Origin of the sequence: Streptomyces sp. NPDC012827 (assembly GCF_042900905.1) — a bacterium.
Lineage (GTDB): Bacteria > Actinomycetota > Actinomycetes > Streptomycetales > Streptomycetaceae > Streptomyces > Streptomyces gulbargensis.
Genome location: NZ_JBIBBY010000007.1, coordinates 221,683 through 243,465 on the forward strand (window position 1 = coordinate 221,683; position 21,783 = coordinate 243,465).

At 71.4% G+C, this 21,783-nt stretch carries 18 protein-coding genes; 4 read left to right on the forward strand and 14 right to left on the reverse strand.

All coding sequences use genetic code 11. The features are described from left to right. Positions 1-51: 51 nt before the first annotated feature. Positions 52-1,359: an MFS transporter gene (locus tag ACFY60_RS17835; RefSeq protein ID WP_388612743.1), complete on the reverse strand. Its 1,308-nt coding sequence runs from the start codon at positions 1,357-1,359 to the stop codon at positions 52-54. A 134-nt stretch (positions 1,360-1,493) separates the two neighbouring features. Here ACFY60_RS17835 and ACFY60_RS17840 point away from each other — a divergent pair, with 134 nt between their 5' ends. Further along, positions 1,494-2,513: a LacI family DNA-binding transcriptional regulator gene (locus tag ACFY60_RS17840; protein ID WP_388612741.1), complete on the forward strand. Its 1,020-nt coding sequence runs from the start codon at positions 1,494-1,496 to the stop codon at positions 2,511-2,513. 59 nt (positions 2,514-2,572) lie between these two features. On the opposite strand, the gene prcA is transcribed toward ACFY60_RS17840, so the two are convergent. The 5 genes from prcA to arc form a co-directional block, all read right to left on the reverse strand. Next, positions 2,573-3,325 carry a proteasome subunit alpha gene (gene prcA, locus ACFY60_RS17845; RefSeq protein ID WP_309049602.1) on the reverse strand — a complete coding sequence of 251 codons (753 nt, stop codon included), beginning with the start codon at positions 3,323-3,325 and terminating at the stop codon, positions 2,573-2,575. Between the two features lie 52 nt (positions 3,326-3,377). Beyond that, positions 3,378-4,217 carry a proteasome subunit beta gene (prcB, locus tag ACFY60_RS17850; protein WP_309049601.1) on the reverse strand — a complete coding sequence of 280 codons (840 nt, stop codon included), beginning with the start codon at positions 4,215-4,217 and terminating at the stop codon, positions 3,378-3,380. Between the two features lie 157 nt (positions 4,218-4,374). Continuing rightward, the gene (locus ACFY60_RS17855) at positions 4,375-4,587 is read right to left on the reverse strand and encodes a ubiquitin-like protein Pup (RefSeq protein WP_309049600.1); all 213 of its coding nucleotides are present in this window, start codon (positions 4,585-4,587) and stop codon (positions 4,375-4,377) included. A 183-nt stretch (positions 4,588-4,770) separates the two neighbouring features. Beyond that, complete coding sequence (gene dop, locus ACFY60_RS17860) at positions 4,771-6,282, reverse strand: depupylase/deamidase Dop (protein ID WP_388612737.1); 1,512 nt, start codon at positions 6,280-6,282, stop codon at positions 4,771-4,773. Between the two features lie 181 nt (positions 6,283-6,463). Then, entirely contained in the window at positions 6,464-8,230 is a 1,767-nt protein-coding gene (gene arc, locus ACFY60_RS17865) for a proteasome ATPase (protein ID WP_388612735.1), read from the reverse strand. A gap of 241 nt (positions 8,231-8,471) precedes the next feature. Between arc and ACFY60_RS17870 the strand changes: the two genes are divergently transcribed. Continuing rightward, positions 8,472-8,783: a ferredoxin gene (locus ACFY60_RS17870; RefSeq protein ID WP_345282442.1), complete on the forward strand. Its 312-nt coding sequence runs from the start codon at positions 8,472-8,474 to the stop codon at positions 8,781-8,783. Between the two features lie 4 nt (positions 8,784-8,787). On the opposite strand, the gene ACFY60_RS17875 is transcribed toward ACFY60_RS17870, so the two are convergent. The 4 genes from ACFY60_RS17875 to ACFY60_RS17890 all read right to left on the reverse strand — a co-directional run bounded on the left by ACFY60_RS17875 (position 8,788) and on the right by ACFY60_RS17890 (position 12,036). After that, a complete protein-coding gene (locus ACFY60_RS17875; protein ID WP_388612732.1) occupies positions 8,788-9,372 on the reverse strand; it encodes a hypothetical protein in 585 nt (194 codons plus the stop codon). Positions 9,373-9,542: 170 nt separating this feature from the next. Next, complete coding sequence (locus tag ACFY60_RS17880; protein WP_019884997.1) at positions 9,543-10,430, reverse strand: tRNA (adenine-N1)-methyltransferase; 888 nt, start codon at positions 10,428-10,430, stop codon at positions 9,543-9,545. Between the two features lie 18 nt (positions 10,431-10,448). Then, positions 10,449-11,639 (reverse strand): site-2 protease family protein, encoded by a 1,191-nt coding sequence (locus tag ACFY60_RS17885; protein ID WP_388612730.1) that lies wholly within the window; start codon positions 11,637-11,639, stop codon positions 10,449-10,451. A 49-nt stretch (positions 11,640-11,688) separates the two neighbouring features. Next, positions 11,689-12,036, reverse strand: coding sequence for a hypothetical protein (locus tag ACFY60_RS17890; RefSeq protein WP_388612728.1), 348 nt, complete (start codon positions 12,034-12,036; stop codon positions 11,689-11,691). Here ACFY60_RS17890 and ACFY60_RS17895 point away from each other — a divergent pair. Continuing rightward, positions 12,035-12,862 carry a RecB family exonuclease gene (locus tag ACFY60_RS17895; protein WP_388612726.1) on the forward strand — a complete coding sequence of 276 codons (828 nt, stop codon included), beginning with the start codon at positions 12,035-12,037 and terminating at the stop codon, positions 12,860-12,862. The genes ACFY60_RS17890 and ACFY60_RS17895 overlap by 2 nt on opposite strands. Before the next feature lie 45 nt (positions 12,863-12,907). Further along, positions 12,908-13,582: a response regulator gene (locus ACFY60_RS17900; RefSeq protein WP_388612724.1), complete on the forward strand. Its 675-nt coding sequence runs from the start codon at positions 12,908-12,910 to the stop codon at positions 13,580-13,582. A gap of 77 nt (positions 13,583-13,659) precedes the next feature. Here ACFY60_RS17900 and ACFY60_RS17905 read toward each other — a convergent pair whose 3' ends face one another. The 4 genes from ACFY60_RS17905 to metH all read right to left on the reverse strand — a co-directional run bounded on the left by ACFY60_RS17905 (position 13,660) and on the right by metH (position 21,759). Then, complete coding sequence (locus ACFY60_RS17905) at positions 13,660-15,243, reverse strand: ABC transporter substrate-binding protein (protein WP_388612722.1); 1,584 nt, start codon at positions 15,241-15,243, stop codon at positions 13,660-13,662. A 66-nt stretch (positions 15,244-15,309) separates the two neighbouring features. Further along, a complete protein-coding gene (locus ACFY60_RS17910; protein ID WP_388612720.1) occupies positions 15,310-16,896 on the reverse strand; it encodes an ABC transporter substrate-binding protein in 1,587 nt (528 codons plus the stop codon). A gap of 481 nt (positions 16,897-17,377) precedes the next feature. Then, positions 17,378-18,076: an HAD family hydrolase gene (locus ACFY60_RS17915; RefSeq protein WP_388612718.1), complete on the reverse strand. Its 699-nt coding sequence runs from the start codon at positions 18,074-18,076 to the stop codon at positions 17,378-17,380. Between the two features lie 173 nt (positions 18,077-18,249). Continuing rightward, entirely contained in the window at positions 18,250-21,759 is a 3,510-nt protein-coding gene (metH, locus tag ACFY60_RS17920; RefSeq protein WP_388612716.1) for a methionine synthase, read from the reverse strand. Positions 21,760-21,783 lie beyond the last annotated feature (24 nt).

Below are 21,783 nucleotides of genomic sequence, written 5' to 3' on the forward strand. Positions count from 1 at the left end.
GAGGGCGTGCGCTGAAACCGGGTTGGACGTTCCCGTTCTGATCGTTTTCCTTCAGCGGGCGTTCTTTTCGGTCCGTACGGCCGCCGGGGCATCCCCCGGGGCGGCGTGTCGCGCGGCGTCCGCGTGTCCCGCGGGGCCGGCCGGGGCGGCTCCGGCGCCCGGGTCGAGGGGGACCCGCAGGGCGCGGCCGGTGACCAGGAGCACCAGGAGGGCGACGAGACCGCCCGCCGCGGCCACCGCGAATCCGGCGGCCGTTCCGGCCAGTTCGACGGCCGGTCCGGCGACGGCGGAGCCGAGGGCGGCGCCGACGCCGAAGGTGGTCACGAGCCAGGAGAAGGCCTCGGTCACGGTGCCGCGCGGGGCGTGCCGGTCGACCACGACGAAGGCACAGGCGAGGGCGGGCGCGAGGAAGACGCCGGACAGCACGGAGAGGCCGGTCATGGCCGCCGGGCCGGGGGTGAGCAGCAGCGGCAGGTAGCAGAGGGCGAGGAGCAGGACGAGGCCGCGCAGCCGCCGCTCGGGGGCCCCGGACCACTGCCGGGCCCCGTAGACGACACCGCCGGCGAGGGCGCCGAGGCCGAGTGCGGCCATCAGCCAGCCGTAGACGCCGGGGGCGCCCCGGTCGTCGGCGTAGGCGACGGCGGCGACCGTGATGGAGCCGAGCGCGAGCCCGACGAAGAAGAAGGAGCCCAGCAGGGCGAGGAGACCGGGTGACCGCAGGGCGCCGAGCCAGTGGGCCTCGCGGGGTGCGGAGCGCCAGGCGCGGGACGGCTCGGAGAGGACGACGGCGAGGGCGCCGAGGACTCCGAGGGCGTTGATCACGAGCAGGGCGGCCGCCGGTGAGCGCAGCGCGACGAGGAGCGTCACCAGGAGGGGGCCGACGGTGAACATGACCTCCTGGGCGACCGCGTCGAGGGCGTACGCGCGGTGGACCCGGTCCTCGCGGCCGAGGACGCTCGGCCAGAGGGCGCGCAGACCGCCCTCCAGGGGCGGCGTGAAGAGGCCGGCGAGGGCGACGGCGGCGTAGGCGAGGGGCAGGTGGCCGATGCCGGTGAGGGCGAAGAGGGCCATGCCGAGGGCGGAGAGGACGGCGGCGGGCAGCTGGACGCGGGGCTGGCCCTTGAGGTCCACGGCCCGGCCGAGGAGCGGCTGCCCGACGGCGTTGGCGAGGCCGTACGCGGCGATGAGGCCGCCCGCGAGGGTGTAGCTGCCGCCCTGGTCGCGGACGAAGAGGGTCATCGCGACGGGTCCTGTGCCGTTGGGCAGCCGGCCGACGAGGGTGCCCGTCAGCAGGCGGGCCGCGTGCGGGGCCCTGAGGATGTCCAGATAGCCGCCGTGTGCCGGGGCCTCGGTGGCCATGTCGGTCTCCCCTCCCCCGGGACGCGCCCGAGGTTTTACGTATAACTTCCGGAGTCATACGTACCATGTCGGCGGTACGACGGTCCACCCGCGGCGCCCCGCGGACCCACCCACCCACCGCCCCGGAGGCCCCCGTGCAGTCCCCCGAACCGACCGGCGGCGCCCGCCCCACCAGCCGGGACGTGGCCCGCGCCGCCGGGGTCTCGCAGGCCACCGTCTCCCTGGTGCTCGGCGACAAGTGGCGGGGACGGGTCTCCGAGCGCACCGCGGGTTCCGTGCGCGAGGCCGCCGCCGCGCTCGGCTACCGGCCCAACCTCGCGGCCCGCAACCTCCGCCTCGGCCGGACGCGCACCGCCCTGCTCGTCGTGCCGGCGCTCACCAACGAGTTCTTCGCCCGCGTCTACACCGGCGCCGCCGCCGTCGCCGCCCGGCACGGGTTCGGCGTGGTCCTCTACCCCTCCCCCGAGGGCGTCGGACCGGCCAGGGACCCCTTCGCCTCGTCCCGCGCCGCCCTGGACGGGATCATCGCCTCCTCGATGGCGGCGGACGCCCTGGAGGCCTTCCGGGGCACCGACCTGCCCCTGGTCATGCTGGACAGCGACCCCTCGGACACCGGGGCCGCCGCCCACGTCAACCTGGACGTCGCCGACGGCATGCGCCAGGTGGCCCGCCACCTCCGGGAGCTCGGGCACACCCGGTTCGCGCACCTGGCCTCGGCCGTGCCCTCCTGGACCTTCGACGTCCGGGCGGCCGCGCTCGACGAGGCCCTCGCCGGCGCCCTCGTGCGCACCGTCCGCGCCCCTCTGGACGTGCACGGCGCCATGGCCGCCACCGAGCGGGTCCTCGCGGAACCCGGCCCGCGTCCGACCGCGCTGATCTGCGACGACGACATCCTCGCCGCCGGTGCCTGCAAGGCCCTGCGGCGCCTCGGCCTGCGGGTCCCCGAGGACGTCTCCGTCACCGGCTTCGACGACCTCGCCCTGGCGACCGCCGTGGAACCCGAGCTGACCACCGTCTCCCTGCCCGCCGAGCGGATCGGCGAGCGGGGCATGGAGGCGCTCCTCGCCGTCCTCGCGGGCGAGGAGGCCCGGTCCGGGCTCCTGCCGGTCGCCCTGGCCGCGCGCGGCTCCTCCGGTCCCCCGCCGGCCGGCTGAGGCCGGGCATGCCGAAGGGGCCCCGTCCGGACGGACGGGGCCCCTTCGACGTGGTGCGGCTACTCCTCCGGGGCCTCGTCGGAGGGCTCGTCCGTCTTCGTCACCGCCGCGTCGTCCGCCTGCAGGAGGCGGGACAGCTGCCGGCCGACGATCCGCTTGAACTTGCGCTGCTGCGGGCGCGTACGGTCCAGGACGGCCACCTCCAGGCGCTCGGCGGGGATCTCCCGCTCCGTGCCGTTGGTGTCGCGCGAGAGGGCCTGCACGGCCAGCTTCAGCGCCTCCGCGAGCGACATGCCGTCGCGGTGCCGCTGGTCGAGGAAGGTGCTGATCTGCTCCGCGTTCCCGCCGACCGCGACCGAGCCGTGCTCGTCGACGATCGAACCGTCGTGCGGCAGCCGATAGATCTGGTCGCCCTCGGGCTCCGTGCCGACCTCGGCGACGACCAGCTCCACCTCGTACGGCTTCTCGCCCGCGCTGGAGAAGATGGTGCCCAGGGTCTGCGCGTAGACGTTGGCCAGGCCGCGCGCCGTGACGTCGTCGCGGTCGTAGGTGTAGCCGCGCAGGTCGGCGTAGCGCACGCCCCCGATGCGGAGGTTCTCGTACTCGTTGTACTTGCCGGCGGCGGCGAAGCCGATCCGGTCGTAGATCTCGCTGAACTTGTGGAGGGCGCGCGAGGGGTTCTCGCCGACGAAGACGATGCCGTCCGCGTACTGGAGGACGACGAGGCTGCGGCCGCGGGCGATGCCCTTGCGGGCGTACTCCGCCCGGTCGGCCATGGCCTGCTGGGGTGAGACATAGAACGGCGTGGACACCGGCTACCGTCCCTTTCTTCCGGTCTGAAGGGCTGCTACGGGCGACGACGGGTCAGAGCAGGGCGGCGCGCGGGCCGTCGGGCTGCTCCAGGCGCCGCTCGGTGACCGATCGGGCCAGCGCGGAGGACTCCTCCTCCGTGAGCCTGCGGAAGCCCTCCTCGGTGATGACGGTGACGATCGGGAAGATGCGCCGGGCCAGGTCGGGGCCGCCGGTCGCCGAGTCGTCGTCGGCCGCGTCGTACAGCGCCTGGACGACCAGGGTGGTGGCCTGCTCCTCGGTCAGGTCCTCGCGGTAGAGCTTCTTCATCGAGCCGCGCGCGAAGATGGAGCCCGAGCCGGTGGCGGCGAAGCCGTGCTCCTCGGAGCGCCCGCCGGTCACGTCGTAGGAGAAGATGCGGCCCTTCTCCCGGGCCTCGTCCCAGCCCGCGAAGAGCGGGACGACGGCGAGGCCCTGCATGGCCATACCGAGGTTGCTGCGGATCATGGTGGAGAGACGGTTCGCCTTGCCCTCCAGGGAGAGCGTGGCGCCCTCCACCTTCTCGAAGTGCTCCAGCTCCAGCTGGAACAGCTTCACCATCTCGACCGCGAGACCGGCGGTGCCGGCGATGCCGACCGCGGAGAACTCGTCGGCCGGGAAGACCTTCTCGATGTCGCGCTGGGCGATCATGTTGCCCATGGTGGCCCGCCGGTCACCCGCGAGCACGACGCCCCCCGGGAACGTCGCGGCCACGATGGTGGTGCCGTGGGGCGCCTCGACGATCCCCTCCGGCAGCTTCCGGTTGCCGGGAAGCAGGTCGGGCGAGTGGTTCGTCAGGAAGTCGATGAACGAGGACGAGCCCGGCGTCAGGAAGGCCGCCGGCAGACGCCCGATGCTACGAGGGTTGGCTTCCACGCGATTCCTTCCGGGTGGGAGAGACCCGCCGTGGGACACGCGGGCCGATCTTGCTTGCTGTGCACGGACCTTACCCGTAGCACGGCGTGTCATCCGTCCCCGGGCCCACGGCTTCTTCCGGGGCTCCGGGGACGGAGGACGACGAGGGCGGGAGCGGCTACTCGCCGCCCTTCTGGACGAAGGAACGCACGAAGTCCTCGGCGTTCTCCTCGAGCACGTCGTCGATCTCGTCCAGGACGGAGTCCACGTCCTCGTTGAGCTTCTCCTGGCGCTCCTTGAGGTCGGAGCTCGCCTCCGTGGTGGTCTCCTCGACCTCCTCCGTGGAACGCGTCGCCTTCTGCTGTCCGCCGCCGGTGTCCTTGGTCGCCATATCCCTCACCCCGCTCGAAATCGGCCCGCTCGGTTGAGTCCGTACAAGATCAGACCCTACTAGCCGGGTCTGACATCGGCCCCTCGATTTCCGGTTTTCTCTCCGCAGCTTCTTCCTGCGGCCGGGCACTGTTCCCATGATTCCCGGTGCCCGGCTATTTCAGGCGCGCATTCCGGTCACGAATCAGCCCCCGGAAAGCACGCGCACCAGTTCCTCGGCCGTGCGGCAGCGGTCCAGGAGCGCCTTCACGTGCTCCTTGGTGCCGCGCAGCGGCTCCAGGGTCGGGACGCGCTGGAGGGAGTCGCGGCCCGGCAGGTCGAAGATCACCGAGTCCCAGGAGGCGGCGGCGACGTCGTCGGCGTACTGCTCCAGGCAGCGGCCCCGGAAGTACGCCCGGGTGTCCTCCGGCGGGGCCGTCTCGGCCCGCTCGACCTCGGTCTCGTCCAGGAGCCGCTTCATGCGCCCGCGGGCCACCAGGCGGTTGTAGAGGCCCTTGTCGGGGCGTACGTCCGCGTACTGGAGGTCCACCAGGTGCAGCCGGGCCGCGTCCCAGTCCAAACCGTCGCGCCGCCGGTAGCCCTCCATGACCTCCCGCTTCGCGATCCAGTCGAGCTCCCCGGCGAGGCTCATGGGGTCGTTCTCCAGCCGCGTGAGGGTGTCCTCCCAGCGGCTGAGGACGTCCTTGGTCTGCTCGTCGGCGTCCGCGCCGTACCGTTCCTCCACGTACTTCCTGGCCAGCTCGAAGTACTCCATCTGGAGCTGCACCGCGGTGAGCGTCCGGCCGCTGCGGAGCGTGACGAGGTACTGGAGCGAGGGGTCGTGGGAGACCTCGTGGAGCGTGCGGACCGGCTGGTCGACGGCGAGGTCGACGGTGATGAACCCGTCCTCGATCATCGACAGCACCAGCGAGGTCGTGCCCAGCTTGAGGTAGGTCGAGATCTCGGAGAGGTTGGCGTCGCCGATGATCACGTGCAGGCGCCGGTACTTCTCGGCGTCGGCGTGCGGCTCGTCCCGGGTGTTGATGATGGGCCGCTTGAGGGTGGTCTCCAGGCCGACCTCGACCTCGAAGTAGTCCGCGCGCTGGCTGATCTGGAAGCCGTGCTCGCGGCCGTCCTGGCCGATGCCGACCCGGCCCGCGCCGGTCACGACCTGGCGGGAGACGAAGAAGGGCGTCAGGTGGCGCACGATGTCCGAGAAGGGGGTCTCCCGCTTCATCAGGTAGTTCTCGTGCGTGCCGTAGGAGGCGCCCTTGTTGTCGGTGTTGTTCTTGTAGAGGTGGATCGGCTGGGCGCCGGGGAGCTGGGCGGCCCGCTCGGCGGCCTCGGCCATGATCCGCTCGCCGGCCTTGTCCCAGAGGACGGCGTCACGGGGGTTGGTGACCTCGGGGGCGCTGTACTCGGGGTGGGCGTGGTCCACGTAGAGCCGGGCCCCGTTGGTGAGGATCACGTTGGCCAGGCCGATGTCCTCGTCGGTGAGCTGACTGGAGTCGGCGGCCTCGCGGGCGAGGTCGAAGCCGCGGGCGTCCCGCAGCGGGTTCTCCTCCTCGAAGTCCCAGCGGGCGCGGCGCGCCCGGTGCATCGCCGCCGCGTAGGCGTTGACGATCTGGGACGAGGTGAGCATGGCATTGGCGTTCGGGTGTCCGGGGACGGAGATCCCGTACTCCGTCTCGATGCCCATTACTCGCCGTACGGTCATGCGGCCCTCCTTGCCCGGCGGCGCTCACTGTGCGCGTCTCGGTACCGATGAGCCTAGATCGGCTCCGCGCTCGTGGGGGGATCACTTGCGGTATTTCCCGGTGCTGCCGGGAGGAATTTCCGGGTGGAACGCGCCGGCTGCGGATGCCCGCTTTCCGGACATCCGCAGCCGGCGCGCGTTCCTACAGGTACTGACCGGTGTTGGCCACCGTGTCGATGGAGCGCCCGGTGTCCGCGCCCTGCTTTCCGGTGACGAGGGTGCGGATGAAGACGATCCGCTCGCCCTTCTTTCCGGAGATGCGGGCCCAGTCGTCGGGGTTGGTCGTGTTGGGCAGGTCCTCGTTCTCCTTGAACTCGTCCACGCACGCCTGGAGGAGGTGGGAGACCCGGATGCCCTTCTGGTTGTGGTCGAGGAAGGCCTTGATGGCCATCTTCTTGGCCCGGTCCACGATGTTCTGGATCATGGCGCCGGAGTTGAAGTCCTTGAAGTACAGGACTTCCTTGTCGCCGTTGGCGTACGTGACTTCGAGGAACCGGTTCTCCTCGGTTTCCGCGTACATCTGCTCGACGACGGACTGGATCATTCCGTGCGCCGCGGCTTCCTTGGAACCGCTGTGCTCGGAGACGTCGTCCGCGTGGAGCGGCAGATTCGGCGTGAGGTACTTCGCGAAGATGTCCTTGGCGGCCTCCGCGTCCGGACGCTCGATCTTGATCTTGACGTCGAGCCGGCCGGGCCGAAGGATCGCGGGGTCGATCATGTCCTCGCGGTTGGAGGCGCCGATGACGATGACGTTCTCCAGGCCCTCCACACCGTCGATCTCGGCGAGCAGCTGGGGGACGATGGTGTTCTCCACGTCCGAGCTGACACCGGAGCCGCGGGTGCGGAAGAGGGATTCCATCTCGTCGAAGAAGACGATCACGGGGGTGCCCTCGCTCGCCTTCTCCCGCGCACGCTGGAAGACGAGGCGGATGTGCCGCTCGGTCTCACCGACGTACTTGTTGAGGAGCTCGGGGCCCTTGATGTTGAGGAAGTAGGACTTCCCCGCGGGCTGACCGGTCACCTCGGCGACCTTCTTGGCGAGGGAATTGGCCACGGCCTTCGCGATCAGCGTCTTGCCGCAGCCGGGCGGGCCGTAGAGCAGGATGCCCTTCGGCGGCCGCAGTTCGTGCTCCTTGAAGAGGTCCGGGTGGAGGTACGGGAGCTCGACCGCGTCGCGGATCAGTTCGATCTGGTTGCCCAGGCCGCCGATCTTGTCGTAGTCGACGTCCGGGACCTCCTCCAGAACGAGCTCCTCGACCTCGCTCTTGGGGACCACCTCGTAGACGTAGCCGGACCTGGGGTCGAGCAGCAGGGCGTCGCCGGGGCGGATGGTGACGTCCAGCAGAGGCTCGGCGAGCCTCACCACCCGCTCCTCGTCGGTGTGCCCGATCACCAGGGCGCGCTCGCCGTCCTCGAGGATCTCCTTGAGGGTGACGATGTCCCCGGCGCGCTCGAACTCCATGGCCTCGACCACGTTGAGCGCCTCGTTGAGCATGACTTCCTGCCCCCGCCTGAGCTCGTCGAGCTCGACGCTGGGGCTCACGTTCACCCGGAGCTTGCGGCCCCCGGTGAAGATGTCGCACGTACCGTCCGCGTTCGCCTGCAGGAACACCCCGAAGCCGGCCGGCGGCTGGGCGAGCCGGTCGACCTCCTCCTTGAGGGCCACGATCTGGTCGCGGGCCTCACGGAGCGTGCTGGCGAGCCGCTCGTTCTGCGCGGACACGCCGGCCAGGTTCGTCTGCAGCTCGACGATCCGCTCCTCGAGAATCCTCGTGTGACGCGGAGAGTCGGCGAGCTTGCGGCGCAGGACGGCGATTTCCTGCTCGAGATAGGCAACCTGGCCGGCGGGGTCTTCAGACCCCCGCCCCGGCCGGATGCCGCGGTTGATGTCGTCGTCGTGGGCTGCCACGGTCCTCACCTCCTCCAAGGGGAGCTGGACGCTTCCTGACCCTACCTGCGTGGGTGGTGATTGAAACCCCTAGATCAAAAAGACTCCGGGGTGTGTCCGATCTTCACCCTTGCGCTTCCCCTCTTGTCCTGGGGAATACCCACCCTTCACCGTCTGAAAGCGGGCGGTTGTATGGTCGTGAGTGGTCAACACCCGTCAGAGGTGGCCCGACTTATCGCGTGAAGCAGAAACGGCAGGAGACATGACCGTGCAGAACGAGGCCCCGGCCGTGGGCGCCGGAGAGGCGCTGGAGGTCTGGATCGACCAGGACCTGTGCACGGGGGACGGGATCTGCGCGCAGTACGCTCCCGAGGTCTTCGAGCTCGACATCGACGGGCTCGCATATGTGAAGAGCGCCGACGACGAGCTGCTCCAGGAGCCGGGGGCGACCACGCCGGTGCCGCTGCCGCTCCTCCAGGACGTGGTGGACTCGGCGAAGGAGTGCCCGGGCGACTGCATCCACGTCCGCCGGGTGGCGGACCGGGTGGAGGTGTACGGCCCCGACGCGGAGTGACGCGTCAGGCGCCCGCGCCGGCGGGGGCGGTGCGGAGGAAGACGCCGCCCCGCCACTCCCAGCCGACCTGCTCCTTCTCGTCGGGACAGCAGCGCGGGACCTCGGGGGACGAGTAACCGAGCAGGGTGGCGCGGACCGCCCCGTCGCGGATCGCGAGCTCGGTGACGTGCCGGTGGAGGCGGGGCTCGACGAGGGTCGCCACCACGCGGGCGGGCGCGCCGGGCTCCGTGCCGCGGGTGAGGACGTAGAGACCGCTGGGCGGCGTGCCGATGCCGGCTTCGCAGTGCGCGGTCGCGACGGTCTCCGGGTTTCCGTCCCCGTCGAGGTCGCCGGAGGCCTGCCTGCCGACGACGGTACGGCCCGCCGGTCCGCACTCCAGGGGGAAGGCGGCGTCCGCGGCCGCGGGGGCGGGCGCGGGACGGGCGGAGACGGGGGCTCCGGCGGTGGCGGTGGCTCCCGCGGGGCCGGGCTGGAAAAAGGCCGCGAGGGCGACGACCGCGGCGGTGGCGGCGGCCGTGGCCAGCCAGTGCGCCGGCCGGGCGTGGGTGTGCGCGAGGTCCACGGGGTCCGGGGCGGCGGAGGGCTGCACGCGAGAGGTCTCCTGTGAGGTGGTGCCGAGGGAGTTGCGGGCATCGTGCCACACGTCACAGGGGGAGGGAACAGCCGGGGTCGGCGCACCGGGCGAACACGAGGACGCCGCCGCCGAGTTCCGCGCGCGGGGCGGGAACGGGGCGGCGGCGTGCCGGTGATGTCGGGACGTCAGCCCTTGTTGGGGCCTTCGTAGTCCTCGCCGTACGCGCCCTTGGCGGGGCGGCGGCGGCGCATCGGGGGCTCGACCCCGTCCGCGAGGCGGCGGGCGGTGACGAGGAAGCCGGTGTGGCCGATCATGCGGTGATCGGGGCGGACGGCGAGGCCCTCGACGTGCCAGTTGCGGATCATGGACTCCCACGGCTGCGGCTCGGCGTAGCAGCCGAACTCGCGGATGGACTCCACGGTGCGGGCGAGCTGGGTGGTGGTCGCCACGTAGCAGCAGAGGATGCCGCCGGGGACGAGGGCCTTGGAGACGGCCTCCAGGCACTCCCAGGGGGCGAGCATGTCCAGGATGACGCGGTCGACGTCGGTGTCGGACAGGTTGTCCTGGAGGTCGCCGACGGTCAGCTGCCAGGCCGGGTGGGGGCCGCCGAAGTAGCGCTCGACGTTGCCCTTGGCGATCTCGGCGAAGTCCTCACGGCGCTCGTAGGAGTGCAGCATGCCGCTGTCGCCGATGGCGCGGAGCAGGAAGCTGCTGAGCGATCCGGAGCCCACGCCGGCCTCGACGACGCGCGCGCCGGGGAAGATGTCGGCGAAGGCGAGGATCTGGCCCGCGTCCTTCGGGTAGACCACGGCGGCGCCGCGGGGCATGGACAGGACGTAGTCGGGGAGCAGGGGGCGCAGCGCGAGGTAGGCGACGTTTCCCGTGGTACGGACAACACTGCCCTCGGGAGCACCGATCAGCTCGTCGTGGGGGAAGGAACCCTTGTGGGTGTGAAAGTTCTTCCCGGCCTCGAGCGTGAACGTGTAGTGGCGTCCCTTGGGGTCGGTGAGCTGGACCTGGTCCCCGACCTTGAAGGGCCCGCGACGGCGGGCGGCACCGGTCGGTTCGGACATGTGAACAGAGTACCGGGCTTACGAGGACGGTCGTGCCATGGCCTTGACGAAGGCCCGCTCGACGTCGGTGGTGGACAGGACGCCGTAGATCTCGCCGGTCTCCTCGACGACCAGGTACTCGGTGGCCGGGCAGGCGCGGAGGTGGTCGAGGAGGGGCTGACCGGTCAGTTCGGCGGGGACGCGCATGCCGTCGGTGAGGTCCTGGGCGAGGGTGCTGACGGCGACCCAGGGCCGCCGGTGCTGCGGCACGGCGGCGATGGCGGTCTCGCGGACGATGGCGGTGGGGGCGCCGGTGGCGTCGACGAGGACGAGCGCGCGGGCGCCGGCGTCGTTGGCGCGGCGCAGGGCCTCGGAGAGCGGGGTGGCGGGCTCGACGGGGATGGCGCGGCGGGTGAGGCTGCGGGCGCGGAGCTCGGGCAGGTGCTCGCGCAGGCGGGCCATGCGGAGGCTGTTGCCGGCGCCGGTCCAGATGATGGCGGCCAGGATGGCCGCGAGGAGGGCGTCGGTGACGGTGTCCACGCCGCTGATGTCCTCGGTGGAGTTGCCGAGGAGGCCGGTGCGGGTGAGGAGGGGGACGCCGACGAGTACGCCCACGGCGAGCGCGCGGCCGACCCAGGCGGCGGCGACGGTGCCGCTCATGGGCTTGCCGGTGATCTTCCAGACGACGGCGCGGAGCATGCGGCCGCCGTCGAGGGGCAGGCCGGGCAGCAGGTTGAAGATCGCCACGATCAGGTTCGAGATCATGAGGCCGGCGAGGAGGACGCCGGGGACGGTGCCCGGCTCGACGACGTACAGCGAGAGGTAGAACACACCGGCGAGGACGAGGGAGAGCAGCGGGCCGACGAAGGCGAGGACGAATTCGCGGCCGGGGGTCTCGGTCTCCTTCTCGATCTCGGAGACGCCGCCGAAGAACTGGAGCTGGATGCGGCGCACCGGGAGCCGGAAGCGGAGCGCGGCGAGGGTGTGGGCGAGCTCGTGGACCAGGACGGAGGCGTAGAAGGCGACGGCGAAGAAGAGGGAGACCAGGTAGCGGGCCGCGCCGAGTTCGGGCAGGACGCGCTCGATCTGGTCGCCGAAGACCCAGGTGATGAGGGCGGCGACGAGGAACCAGCTGGGGGCGACGTAGACGGGCACGCCGAAGGGCCGGCCCATCAGGATCCCGCCTCCGGGTTCCTTGGTCCGCTGCGGCTTGGACTCGTCCTGGTTCACGGGTTCCTTTCGTCGCGGGCCGTGACCGCGTCGCTGCGTCACGGGTCGATCATGCAGTGCGACGGGGTCCCAGGTCGATGGTATGCGGCTCGCTGTCGGTGGCGGGTCGTAGGGTCTTCGTCATGAGTACGAGCGAGCAGGAGCCGGCGGTGGCCGCCGGGACGGCGGAGCGGGAGGCTTTCCCCGTGCCGTCCGCGGCGCCGGTGCCGGGGGTCCCCGGGCCGTCGGTGACGTCCGGGGGCACGGGGGCGCCCGTGGTGCCGGGCCCGTCGGGGGCCGTCGGCACGGCCGGGGTGGCGGCCACGGAGGTGTCCGGGGCGTCGGAGGCCGGGGCGGACGGGCGGACCGGGCCGCGGGCGCCCGTGTCGCTGTCGCCCTCGCGGGCGAGCGACTTCATGCAGTGTCCGCTGCTGTACCGGTTCCGGGTGATCGACCGGCTGCCGGAGAAGCCCAGCGCGGCGGCGACGCGCGGCACCCTGGTGCACGCGGTGCTGGAGCGTCTGTTCGACGACCCGGCGGCGGAGCGGACGGCGCCGCGGGCCAAGGCGATGATCCCGGGCCAGTGGGACCGGCTGCTGTCCTCGCGCCCGGAGCTGGCCGAGCTGTTCGCGGAGGATCCCGGGGGCGAGCGGCTCGCGGGCTGGCTCGGCGAGGCCGAGCGGCTGGTCGAGCGGTGGTTCACCCTGGAGGATCCGACGCGGCTGGAGCCGGCCGAGCGGGAACTGTTCGTGGAGACGGAGCTGGAGTCCGGGCTGCGGCTGCGCGGGGTGATCGACCGGGTGGACGTGGCGCCCTCGGGCGAGGTGCGGATCGTCGACTACAAGACGGGGAAGGCGCCGCGGCCCGAGTACAGCGAGGGCGCGCTGTTCCAGATGACCTTCTACGCGCTGGTGGTGTGGCGGCTGAAGGGGGTGGTGCCGCGCCGGCTCCAGCTGGTGTACCTGGGCAGCGGGGACGTCCTCACGTACGACCCGGTGGAGGCGGACCTGCTGCGGGTGGAGCGGAAGCTGCACGCGCTGTGGGACGCGATCCGTACGGCGACGGAGACGGGTGACTGGCGGCCGCGGCCGACGAAGCTGTGCGGCTGGTGCGATCACCGGGCCGTCTGCCCGGAGTTCGGCGGCACTCCCCCGGTGTATCCGCTGGAGATCGCCTCCGCGCGCCCGCCGGAGCCGGGCGGAACGGGGCAGGGCAGAATGGGCGGGGACCCGCCCGGGCCCTGAGCCCGGCCCGGCCGTGAGCCGGTCCCCGTCCGTGAAGGAGCCCTTGTGACGATCCGTGTCCTCCTGGTCGACGATCAGCCCCTGCTGCGTACCGGCTTCCGCATGATCCTGGAGGCGGAGCAGGACATCGTGGTCGTGGGTGAGGCCGGTGACGGTCTCCAGGCCCTGGACCAGGTGCGGGCGCTGCAGCCGGACGTGGTCCTGATGGACATCCGGATGCCGCGGATGGACGGGGTGGAGGCGACCCGTCAGATCACGGGGCCCGGACGGGACGGGCCGGCGAAGGTCCTGGTGCTGACCACCTTCGACCTGGACGAGTACGTGGTGGAGGCGCTGCGGGCCGGGGCGAGCGGCTTCCTGCTGAAGGACGCTCCGGCGAACGAGCTGGTGCAGGCGATCCGGGTGGTGGCGGCGGGCGAGGCGATGCTCGCTCCGTCGATCACGCGCCGGCTGCTCGACAAGTACTCGGCCCATCTGCCGACGGGTGAGGAGCAGGTGCCGGACGCCCTGGCCACGCTGACGGACCGTGAGGTGGAGGTGCTGAAGCTGGTGGCGCGGGGCCTCTCGAACGCGGAGATCGCGGCGGACCTGTTCGTGAGCGAGACGACGGTGAAGACCCATGTGGGGCACGTGCTGACGAAGCTGGGGCTGCGCGACCGGGTGCAGGCGGCGGTGTACGCGTACGAGAGCGGTCTGGTCCGTCCGGGCGGCGGCCAGTAGCGCGTCCCGGCGGGACGGACGACGAGGGGCCCGGCGCGCGGGGTGCGCGCCGGGCCCCTGCTGTCGTGCGGGACGGGTCAGCCCTTGCGGATCTCCCAGAAGCGGAAGACGGTCGAGGCGTCGAGGGTCCACTCGAGGCCGGTGATCTGGCCCCGGGCGACGGCGTACTGCTTGCCCTGCCAGAGCGGGAGGAAGGGGACCTCCTCGGCGACGAGGTCCTGGATCCGGCCGAACTCGGGGGCCGTGGCCGCGCGGTCGGCGACGGCGGAGGTCTTCGGGATGAGGGTGCCGGTGACGGTGGCGTTCTCGTAGTGGTTGCCGAGGACGTTGCCCTCGCCGAAGAAGGGGCCGGTGAAGTTGTCGGCGTCCGGGTAGTCGGGCACCCAGCCCTTGACGTACACGCCGTACTTGCCGGCGGCGATGTCCTTCTCGTACTGCTCGAACGGGACGGACTTGACGTCGGCGTCGAAGAGGCCGCTGGCGTTGAGCTGGCCGGCGATCGCCTTGAGTTCCTGGTCGGTGGCCGGGCCGTAGCGGCTGGGGGTGGACCAGAGGGTGAGCTTGACCTTGGCGGTGACGCCGCCGTCGCGGAGCGCCTTCCTGGCCTTGGCGGCGTCGGGGGTGCCGTAGGTGTCGTAGAAGGCGGTGTTGTGGCCCGCGATGCCCGCTGGGACGATCGAGTAGAGCGGGGTGGCGGTCGACTTGTAGACGTCCTGGACGAGGGCCTCGCGGTCGACGAGGTGGGCGATGGCCTTGCGGACGGCGAGCTTGCCGGCGACCGGGTCCTTCATGTTGAAGACCAGGTGCTGGACCTCGGCGCTGCTGCCCTGGACGACCTCGACGCCCTGGTCGCCGGTGGCGGCGGACTCCTCCAGGGTGGCTATGTCGTCGGCGGCGAGGCCTCGGTAGGCGACGTCGATCTCGCCGGCGCCGAAGGCGCGGGAGAGGGCGGTGCGGTCGCCCTGGTAGAGCTTCAGGGTGACGCCGCCGTTCTTCGGCTTGGCGGTCCCCTGGTACCCGGGGTTGGGCGAGAAGACGGCCTCGGTCTCGCCGAAGGAGTCGAGCTTGTACGGGCCGGAGCCGACGGCCTTGCCGTCGGTGCGCAGGGCGTCGGCCGGGTACTCGCGGTGGTCGACGATGGAGCCGGCGCCGGAGGCGATCTTGCTGGGGAAGGTGGCGTCCGGCACCTTCAGGTGGAAGACCACGGTCCGCTCGTCCGGGGTCTCGATCCGTTCGATCGTGGAGAGCAGGGGCGTGGGGCCGGACGGGGCGCCGATCTTGAGGGTGCGCTCGAAGGAGAACTTGACGTCCGCGGAGGTGAGCGGGTTCCCGTTGGAGAACTTCAGGCCGGGGCGCAGGGTGCAGCGGTAGACCTTGCTGCCCGCGGCGAAGCCGCACTTCTCCGCGGCCTCGGGCTCCGGCACGGAGGCGCCCTTGGGGAAGGCCAGCAGGGACTGGAAGACGTTGTTGAACAGGAGCCAGGAGCCGGGGTCGTAGCCGGCGGCCGGGTCGGTCGCGAGGATCTCGTCGGACATGCCGACGCGCACGGTGCCGCCGGCTCCGTCGGCGCCCGCCCCCTGTTCGGTACCGCAACCGCTGAGGAGGGCGGCGGACAGGCCGGCGGCGAGCGGTGCCGTCAGCCACTTGTTGTGTGCCTTCACAGAACTTGCCTCTTGATCTCTTGCCAGGCCGGCCGCGCGCGGTGCGCGGCCGGAACAACGAAGGGGTCAGGCGGTGCCGCGGCCCAGTTCCCAGAGCAGCAGGTCGGAGGAGGTGTTGAGCGCGTACTCGACTCCGGTGACGTCGGCGCGGGAGGCGACGTACTGCTTGCCCTGCCACAGGGGGAGGACGGGCACGTCCTGGGCGACGATCTTCTGGATCTGCCCGTAGACGGGGGTGGCGGCGTTGCGGTCGGCCTGCCGGCGGGACCGCGGGATGAGCTGGTCGCGGACGACCTTGTTGACGTACGGGGTGTTCAGGAAGTTGTCGCGGTCGAGGAAGGGCGCGATGTAGTTGTCGGGGTCCGGGTAGTCGGGGAACCAGCCGAGGCCGTAGACGGCGTAGTCGCCGCGCTTCTGGGCGGTGCGGAACCGGGACCACTCGGCGCCCTTGACGGTGACGTCGAAGAGTTCGGTGGCGACGAGCTGGTTCTTGATCGCCTCGAACTCCTGGGCGGTCTCGGCGCCGTAGTGGTCGGTGGTGTAGTGGAGGGTCAGCTTGACCGGGGTGGGGACGCCGGCGTCCTTGAGGAGCTTGGCGGCCCGGGTGGTGTCGGGCTCTCCGTACACGTCGAAGAAGGGGGTGGCGTGGCCGGTGATGCTCGCGGGGATCAGCGAGTAGAGCGGTTCGGCGGTGGGGCCGTAGACCCGGTCGACGAGGGCGCCGCGGTCGATGACGGCGGCCATGGCCTGGCGTACGGCCTTCTCCTGGACGGAGGGGTCCTCGGTGTTGAAGCCGAGGTAGCGGATCTCCAGGCCGGGGACCTCGGTGACGCGGATGTCGTCCCGGGACGTCTCGGTCAGGTCCTTGATCTGCTCCTGGGAGAGCGAGCGGGCCATCATGTCGATGTCCTTGCTCTCCAGGGCGGCGCCCATGGAGCCCGCGTCGGCGAAGGTGCGCAGCTCGACGCGCTCGTTGCGCAGCGTGATGTCGCCCTTGTAGTGCGGGTTCTTGGTGAAGACGAAGCGGGTGGCCTTCCCGCCCTCGCGCTCGGCCTTCATGGTGTAGGGGCCGGAGCCGTCGACCTCGAAGCCGTCGCGGAGCTTGTCGGCGGCGTACTTGTCCTTGCTGAGGATGCCGGCCACGGGGGTGGAGAGCTTGTACGGGAAGGTGGCGTCGGGGGTCTTGAGGTGGAAGACGATCTCGTCGCCCTTGGTCTCCACGGTGTCGATGTTGGAGAGCAGGGCGGCGGTGCCGTTGTCCGACTTGATCTTCAGGACGCGCTCGACGGAGTACTTGACGTCCTCGGCGGTGACGGGAGTGCCGTCGGCGAAGGTGAGGCCGGGGCGCAGGGTGCAGCGGTAGCTCTCGCTGGCCTTGTCGGTGAAGCCGCAGCTCCGGGCCGCCTCGGGGACGGGCTCGCCCCCGCCGCGCGGCACGTGCAGCAGGGTCTGGACGGTCTGCCGCAGGATGTTCCAGGCGCCGGTGTCGTAGGCGAAGGCCGGGTCGAGGGGGGCGGGGGCGTCCTCGGTGGCCGTGAACTGGTCCGTGGTACCGACGACGATGGCTCTGCTCTCCTCCGAGGCGCCGCAGGCGGCGAGGAGGGGGGCGAGCAGTCCGGCCACGGCCGGCATCACCAAGGTCTTGCGGTTCATCAAGGACGTTCTCCTCACCCGGCGCGGGGGTACAGCGGTCTGGGGACACTCCGCCGCCGGCCGCCCGGTCGGGGCGGGAGCGATCGGGCCGGGATGTTGCGATCGTTCCTGTGTTCACGGCGGTGTGGGTGTGCGCCGGTGCACGCGGTTATGCGGCGAAGTACTCGCGAAAGATTAGTCCGCGCGGGGGTATTGCCGGACCGGGGGCCCGGTGCGGGGGTAATCGCAGGGTGATCATCGATGCGCGGCGATCGATAGTCATGCGGGGGCGCGATGCGGACGCCGGTGATCGAAACGGGACACATGGGGTCGCCCCGTGCTCGCTTTTCGGACGGGGAACGCGTTCAGGCCACCCGCCGTCGAGCACGCTGGGTGACGAAGGTCACGTGGCGAGTTCACGGTGAATGGCCTGATCGTTTTTGGTGCGGGAAAGCGGGAATCGCTCGTGCCGCCGGTACTGCGGGTAAGCCTCAGGAAATCCTCAGATTCCCGTGATCAGGGTGCGCAGGAACGGTACGTCGACCTCTTCGAGCGAACGCACCACGACCCGGCCGGGCAGCGGCGGGATGGGGGCGACGGAGGGTACGGCCACCACGCGGCAGCCGGCGGCCTCGGCGGCCGCCACGCCCGTCGCGGTGTCCTCCACGACGGCGCAGAGGGCCGGATCGGCGCCGACGCCACGGGCGGCCGTCAGGTACGGCTCCGGGTGCGGCTTGGTCCGGGCGACCTCGTCGCCGGCGACGGTGAGGGTGAAGCGGTCCGGGCCGAGTGAGGCGAGGACCCGGTCGATGATCCGCCGGTGGGAGGCGGAGACCAGCGCCGTGGGGATGTCGTGCCGGGCGAGCTCGGTCAGGAGGCGCTCGGCGCCCGGCATGAGGGGCACCCCCCGGGCGATGCGCTGCTCGAACTTCTCGTTGAGCAGGACCGTCAGCTCCTCCAGGGTGATGTCGGCGCCGGTGGCCTCGATGAGGTAGCCCGCGCTGCGGGTCATCGGACCGCCGACCACGACGTCCCGCCACGCCTCGTCCAGCCGGTGGCCGAGATCGGCGAAGGCCTCCACCTCGGCGTCCCACCAGAAGCCCTCCGTGTCGACGAGGGTGCCGTCCATGTCGAGGAAGACCGCCTGCAGGGCGGAGCTTCCGTTCGGACGGAACAGGGACGCGGGGACCGTACTGGTCATCCGGCACACCTCCATGGAGGGACGAGAAGGCCGGCCCCCGCTCCCCCGGGCGGGGAGAAGGACCGGCCTGCACTGGACCGACCAGTGTACGTCGCCGCCCGCGCGGGCGCCGGTATTTGCGCCCGCCCGGGCGACGGCCGCTCTCCGCGCCGCCCGGGCGGTGCCGGGGGGCTTCAGCGCGCGTTGAAGTACTTCGCCTCGGGGTGGTGGAGCACGATGGCGTCGGTGGACTGCTCGGGGTGGAGCTGGAACTCCTCCGAGAGGTGCACGCCGATCCGCTCCGGGCGCAGCAGCTCCGCGATCTTCGCCCGGTCCTCCAGGTCGGGGCAGGCGCCGTAGCCCAGGGAGAAGCGCGCGCCCCGGTACTTGAGGTCGAACATGTCCTCCACGTTCGCCGGGTCCTCGGCGGCGAAGCCCAGCTCGGCGCGGACCCGGGCGTGCCAGTACTCGGCGAGGGCCTCGGCCAGCTGCACGGACAGGCCGTGCAGCTCCAGGTAGTCGCGGTAGGAGTCGGAGGCGAACAGCTCGGCGGTGGCCTCGCCGATCCGGGAGCCGACGGTGACGACCTGGAGGCCGACGACGTCGGTCTCGCCGGAGTCCTCCGGGCGGAAGAAGTCCGCGAGGCAGAGGCGGCGGCCGCGGCGCTGGCGGGGGAAGGTGAAGCGGGTCCGCTCGTTGCCCGCCTCGTCCAGGATGATCAGGTCGTCGCCCTTGGAGACGCACGGGAAGTAGCCGTGGACGACGGCCGCCTCCAGCAGGTTGTCGGTGTGGAGGCGGTCCAGCCAGCCGCGCAGCCGGGGCCTGCCCTCGGTCTCCACCAGTTCCTCGTACGTCGGCCCGTCCCCGGCCCGGCTCTGCTTGAGGCCCCACTGCCCCTTGAAGAGGGCGCCCTCGTCCAGCCAGGAGGCGTAGTCCTTGAGCGGGATGCCCTTGACCACGCGGGTGCCCCAGAAGGGCGGGGTGGGCACCGGGTTGTCGGTCGCCACGTCCGAGCGGCCGCCGGGCTCCGGCTCGTCCACCTGGAGCGTGGCGGCGCTCCTGGCGACCCGGCGCTGCTTCAGTTCGGGGAGTACGGCTCCGGGGACACCGCGCTTGACGGCGATCAGGGCGTCCATGAGGCGCAGGCCCTCGAAGGCGTCGCGGGCGTAGCGGACCTCGCCCTGGTAGATCTCGTGGAGGTCCTGTTCCACGTAGGCGCGGGTGAGGGCTGCTCCGCCGAGGATGACCGGGTACTTGGCGGCCAGCTCTCGCTGGTTGAGCTCCTCCAGGTTCTCCTTCATGATCACGGTGGACTTCACGAGGAGTCCGGACATGCCGATGACGTCGGCGTTGTGCTCCTCGGCGGCTTCGAGGATGGCGGAGACGGGCTGCTTGATGCCGATGTTGACGACGTTGTAGCCGTTGTTGGAGAGGATGATGTCGACGAGGTTCTTGCCGATGTCGTGGACGTCGCCGCGGACGGTGGCGAGCACGATCGTGCCCTTGCCCTCGTCGTCCGACTTCTCCATGTGGGGTTCGAGGTAGGCGACGGCCGTCTTCATGACCTCGGCGGACTGGAGGACGAAGGGCAGCTGCATCTGGCCGGAGCCGAACAGTTCGCCGACCACCTTCATGCCGTCGAGCAGCGTCTTGTTGACGATGTCGAGCGCGGGCGTCGTCTCCAGGGCGGCGTCGAGGTCGGCCTCCAGGCCGTTCTTCTCCCCGTCGATGATCCGGCGCTTGAGCCGCTCCTCCAGCGGCAGCGCGGCCAGCTCCTCGGCCTTGCCGGCCTTGAGGGACTTGGCGGTGGCGCCCTCGAAGAGGGCCATCAGCTTCTGGAGCGGGTCGTAGCCCTCGGCCCGCCGGTCGTAGATCAGGTCCAGCGCGGTGGTGACCTGCTCCTCGTCGAAGCGGGCGATCGGGAGGATCTTGCTCGCGTGGACGATGGCGGAGTCCAGGCCCGCCTTGACGCACTCGTCCAGGAAGACGGAGTTCAGCAGGATGCGGGCCGCCGGGTTGAGACCGAAGGAGATGTTCGACAGGCCGAGCGTGGTCTGCACGTCCGGGTGGCGCCGCTTCAGCTCGCGGATCGCCTCGATGGTGGCGATGCCGTCCTTGCGGGACTCCTCCTGGCCGGTGCAGATGGTGAAGGTGAGGGTGTCGATGAGGATGTCCGACTCGTGGATGCCCCAGTTGCCGGTGAGGTCGGCGATCAGCCGCTCCGCGATCTCGACCTTCTTCTCCACCGTCCGCGCCTGGCCCTCCTCGTCGATGGTGAGGGCGATGAGGGCGGCGCCGTGCTCCTGCGCCAGACGGGTGACCTTGGCGAAGCGGGACTCGGGGCCGTCGCCGTCCTCGTAGTTGACGGAGTTGATGACGGCCCGGCCGCCGAGCTTCTCCAGGCCGGCGCGGACGACCTCCACCTCGGTGGAGTCCAGGACGATGGGGAGGGTGGAGGCGGTGGCGAAACGGCCCGCCAGCTCCTCCATGTCGGCGACGCCGTCGCGGCCCACGTAGTCCACGCACAGGTCGAGCATGTGCGCGCCCTCGCGGATCTGGTCCCGGGCCATCTCGACGCAGTCGTCCCAGCGGCCCTCCAGCATCGCCTCGCGAAACTTCTTCGACCCGTTGGCGTTGGTCCGCTCCCCGATCGCCAGGTACGAGGTGTCCTGCCGGAACGGCACGGTCTGGTAGAGGGAGGCGGCGCCCGGCTCGGGGCGCGGGTCGCGCGGCGCCGGGGTGAGGTCGCGGACGCGCTCCACGACCTGCCGCAGGTGCTCCGGGGTCGTACCGCAGCAGCCGCCGACGAGGGAGAGACCGTACTCGCGGACGAAGGTCTCCTGGGCGTCGGCCAGCTCGGCCGGGGTCAGGGGGTAGTGGGCGCCGTCGGCGGTGAGGACGGGCAGGCCCGCGTTGGGCATCACCGAGAGCGGGATGCGCGAGTGGCGCGCGAGATAGCGCAGGTGCTCGCTCATCTCGGCCGGGCCGGTGGCGCAGTTCAGGCCGATCATGTCGATGCCGAGCGGCTCCAGGGCCGTCAGGGCGGCGCCGATCTCGGAGCCGAGGAGCATCGTGCCGGTGGTCTCCACGGTGACGGAGACGATGACCGGGACGTCGGCGCCGAGGGCGTCGAGGGCGCGGCGGGCGCCGATGACGGAGGCCTTGGTCTGGAGGAGGTCCTGGGTGGTCTCGATCAGCAGGGCGTCGGCGCCGCCGGTGAGCAGGCCCTCGGCGTTCTGCTGGTAGGCGTCGCGCAGGACGGTGTACGGGGCGTGGCCGAGGGTCGGCAGCTTGGTGCCGGGACCGATGGAGCCGAGGACCCAGCGCTGCCGGCCGTCACGGGCCGTGACCTCGTCGGCGACCTCGCGGGCGATGCGGGCGCCGGCCTCGGACAGCTCGTGGACGCGCGGGGAGATGTCGTACTCGCCGAGGGCGGAGTGGTTGGCGCCGAAGGTGTTGGTCTCGACGCAGTCGACGCCGGCGGCGAAGTACTCGCGGTGGACCGAGGCGACGATGTCGGGCCGGGTGACGTTCAGGATCTCGTTGCAGCCTTCGAGGTTCTGGAAGTCCTCGAGGGTGGGGTCCTGGGCCTGGAGCATGGTGCCCATGGCGCCGTCGGCGACGACGACGCGGCTCGCGAGCGCCGCGCGCAGTGTCTCGGCACGGCTGCGGCTGTCGGCGGAAGGGGTCGGCAACGAGGCCATGGATGTGCTCCCTGGGATGCGACG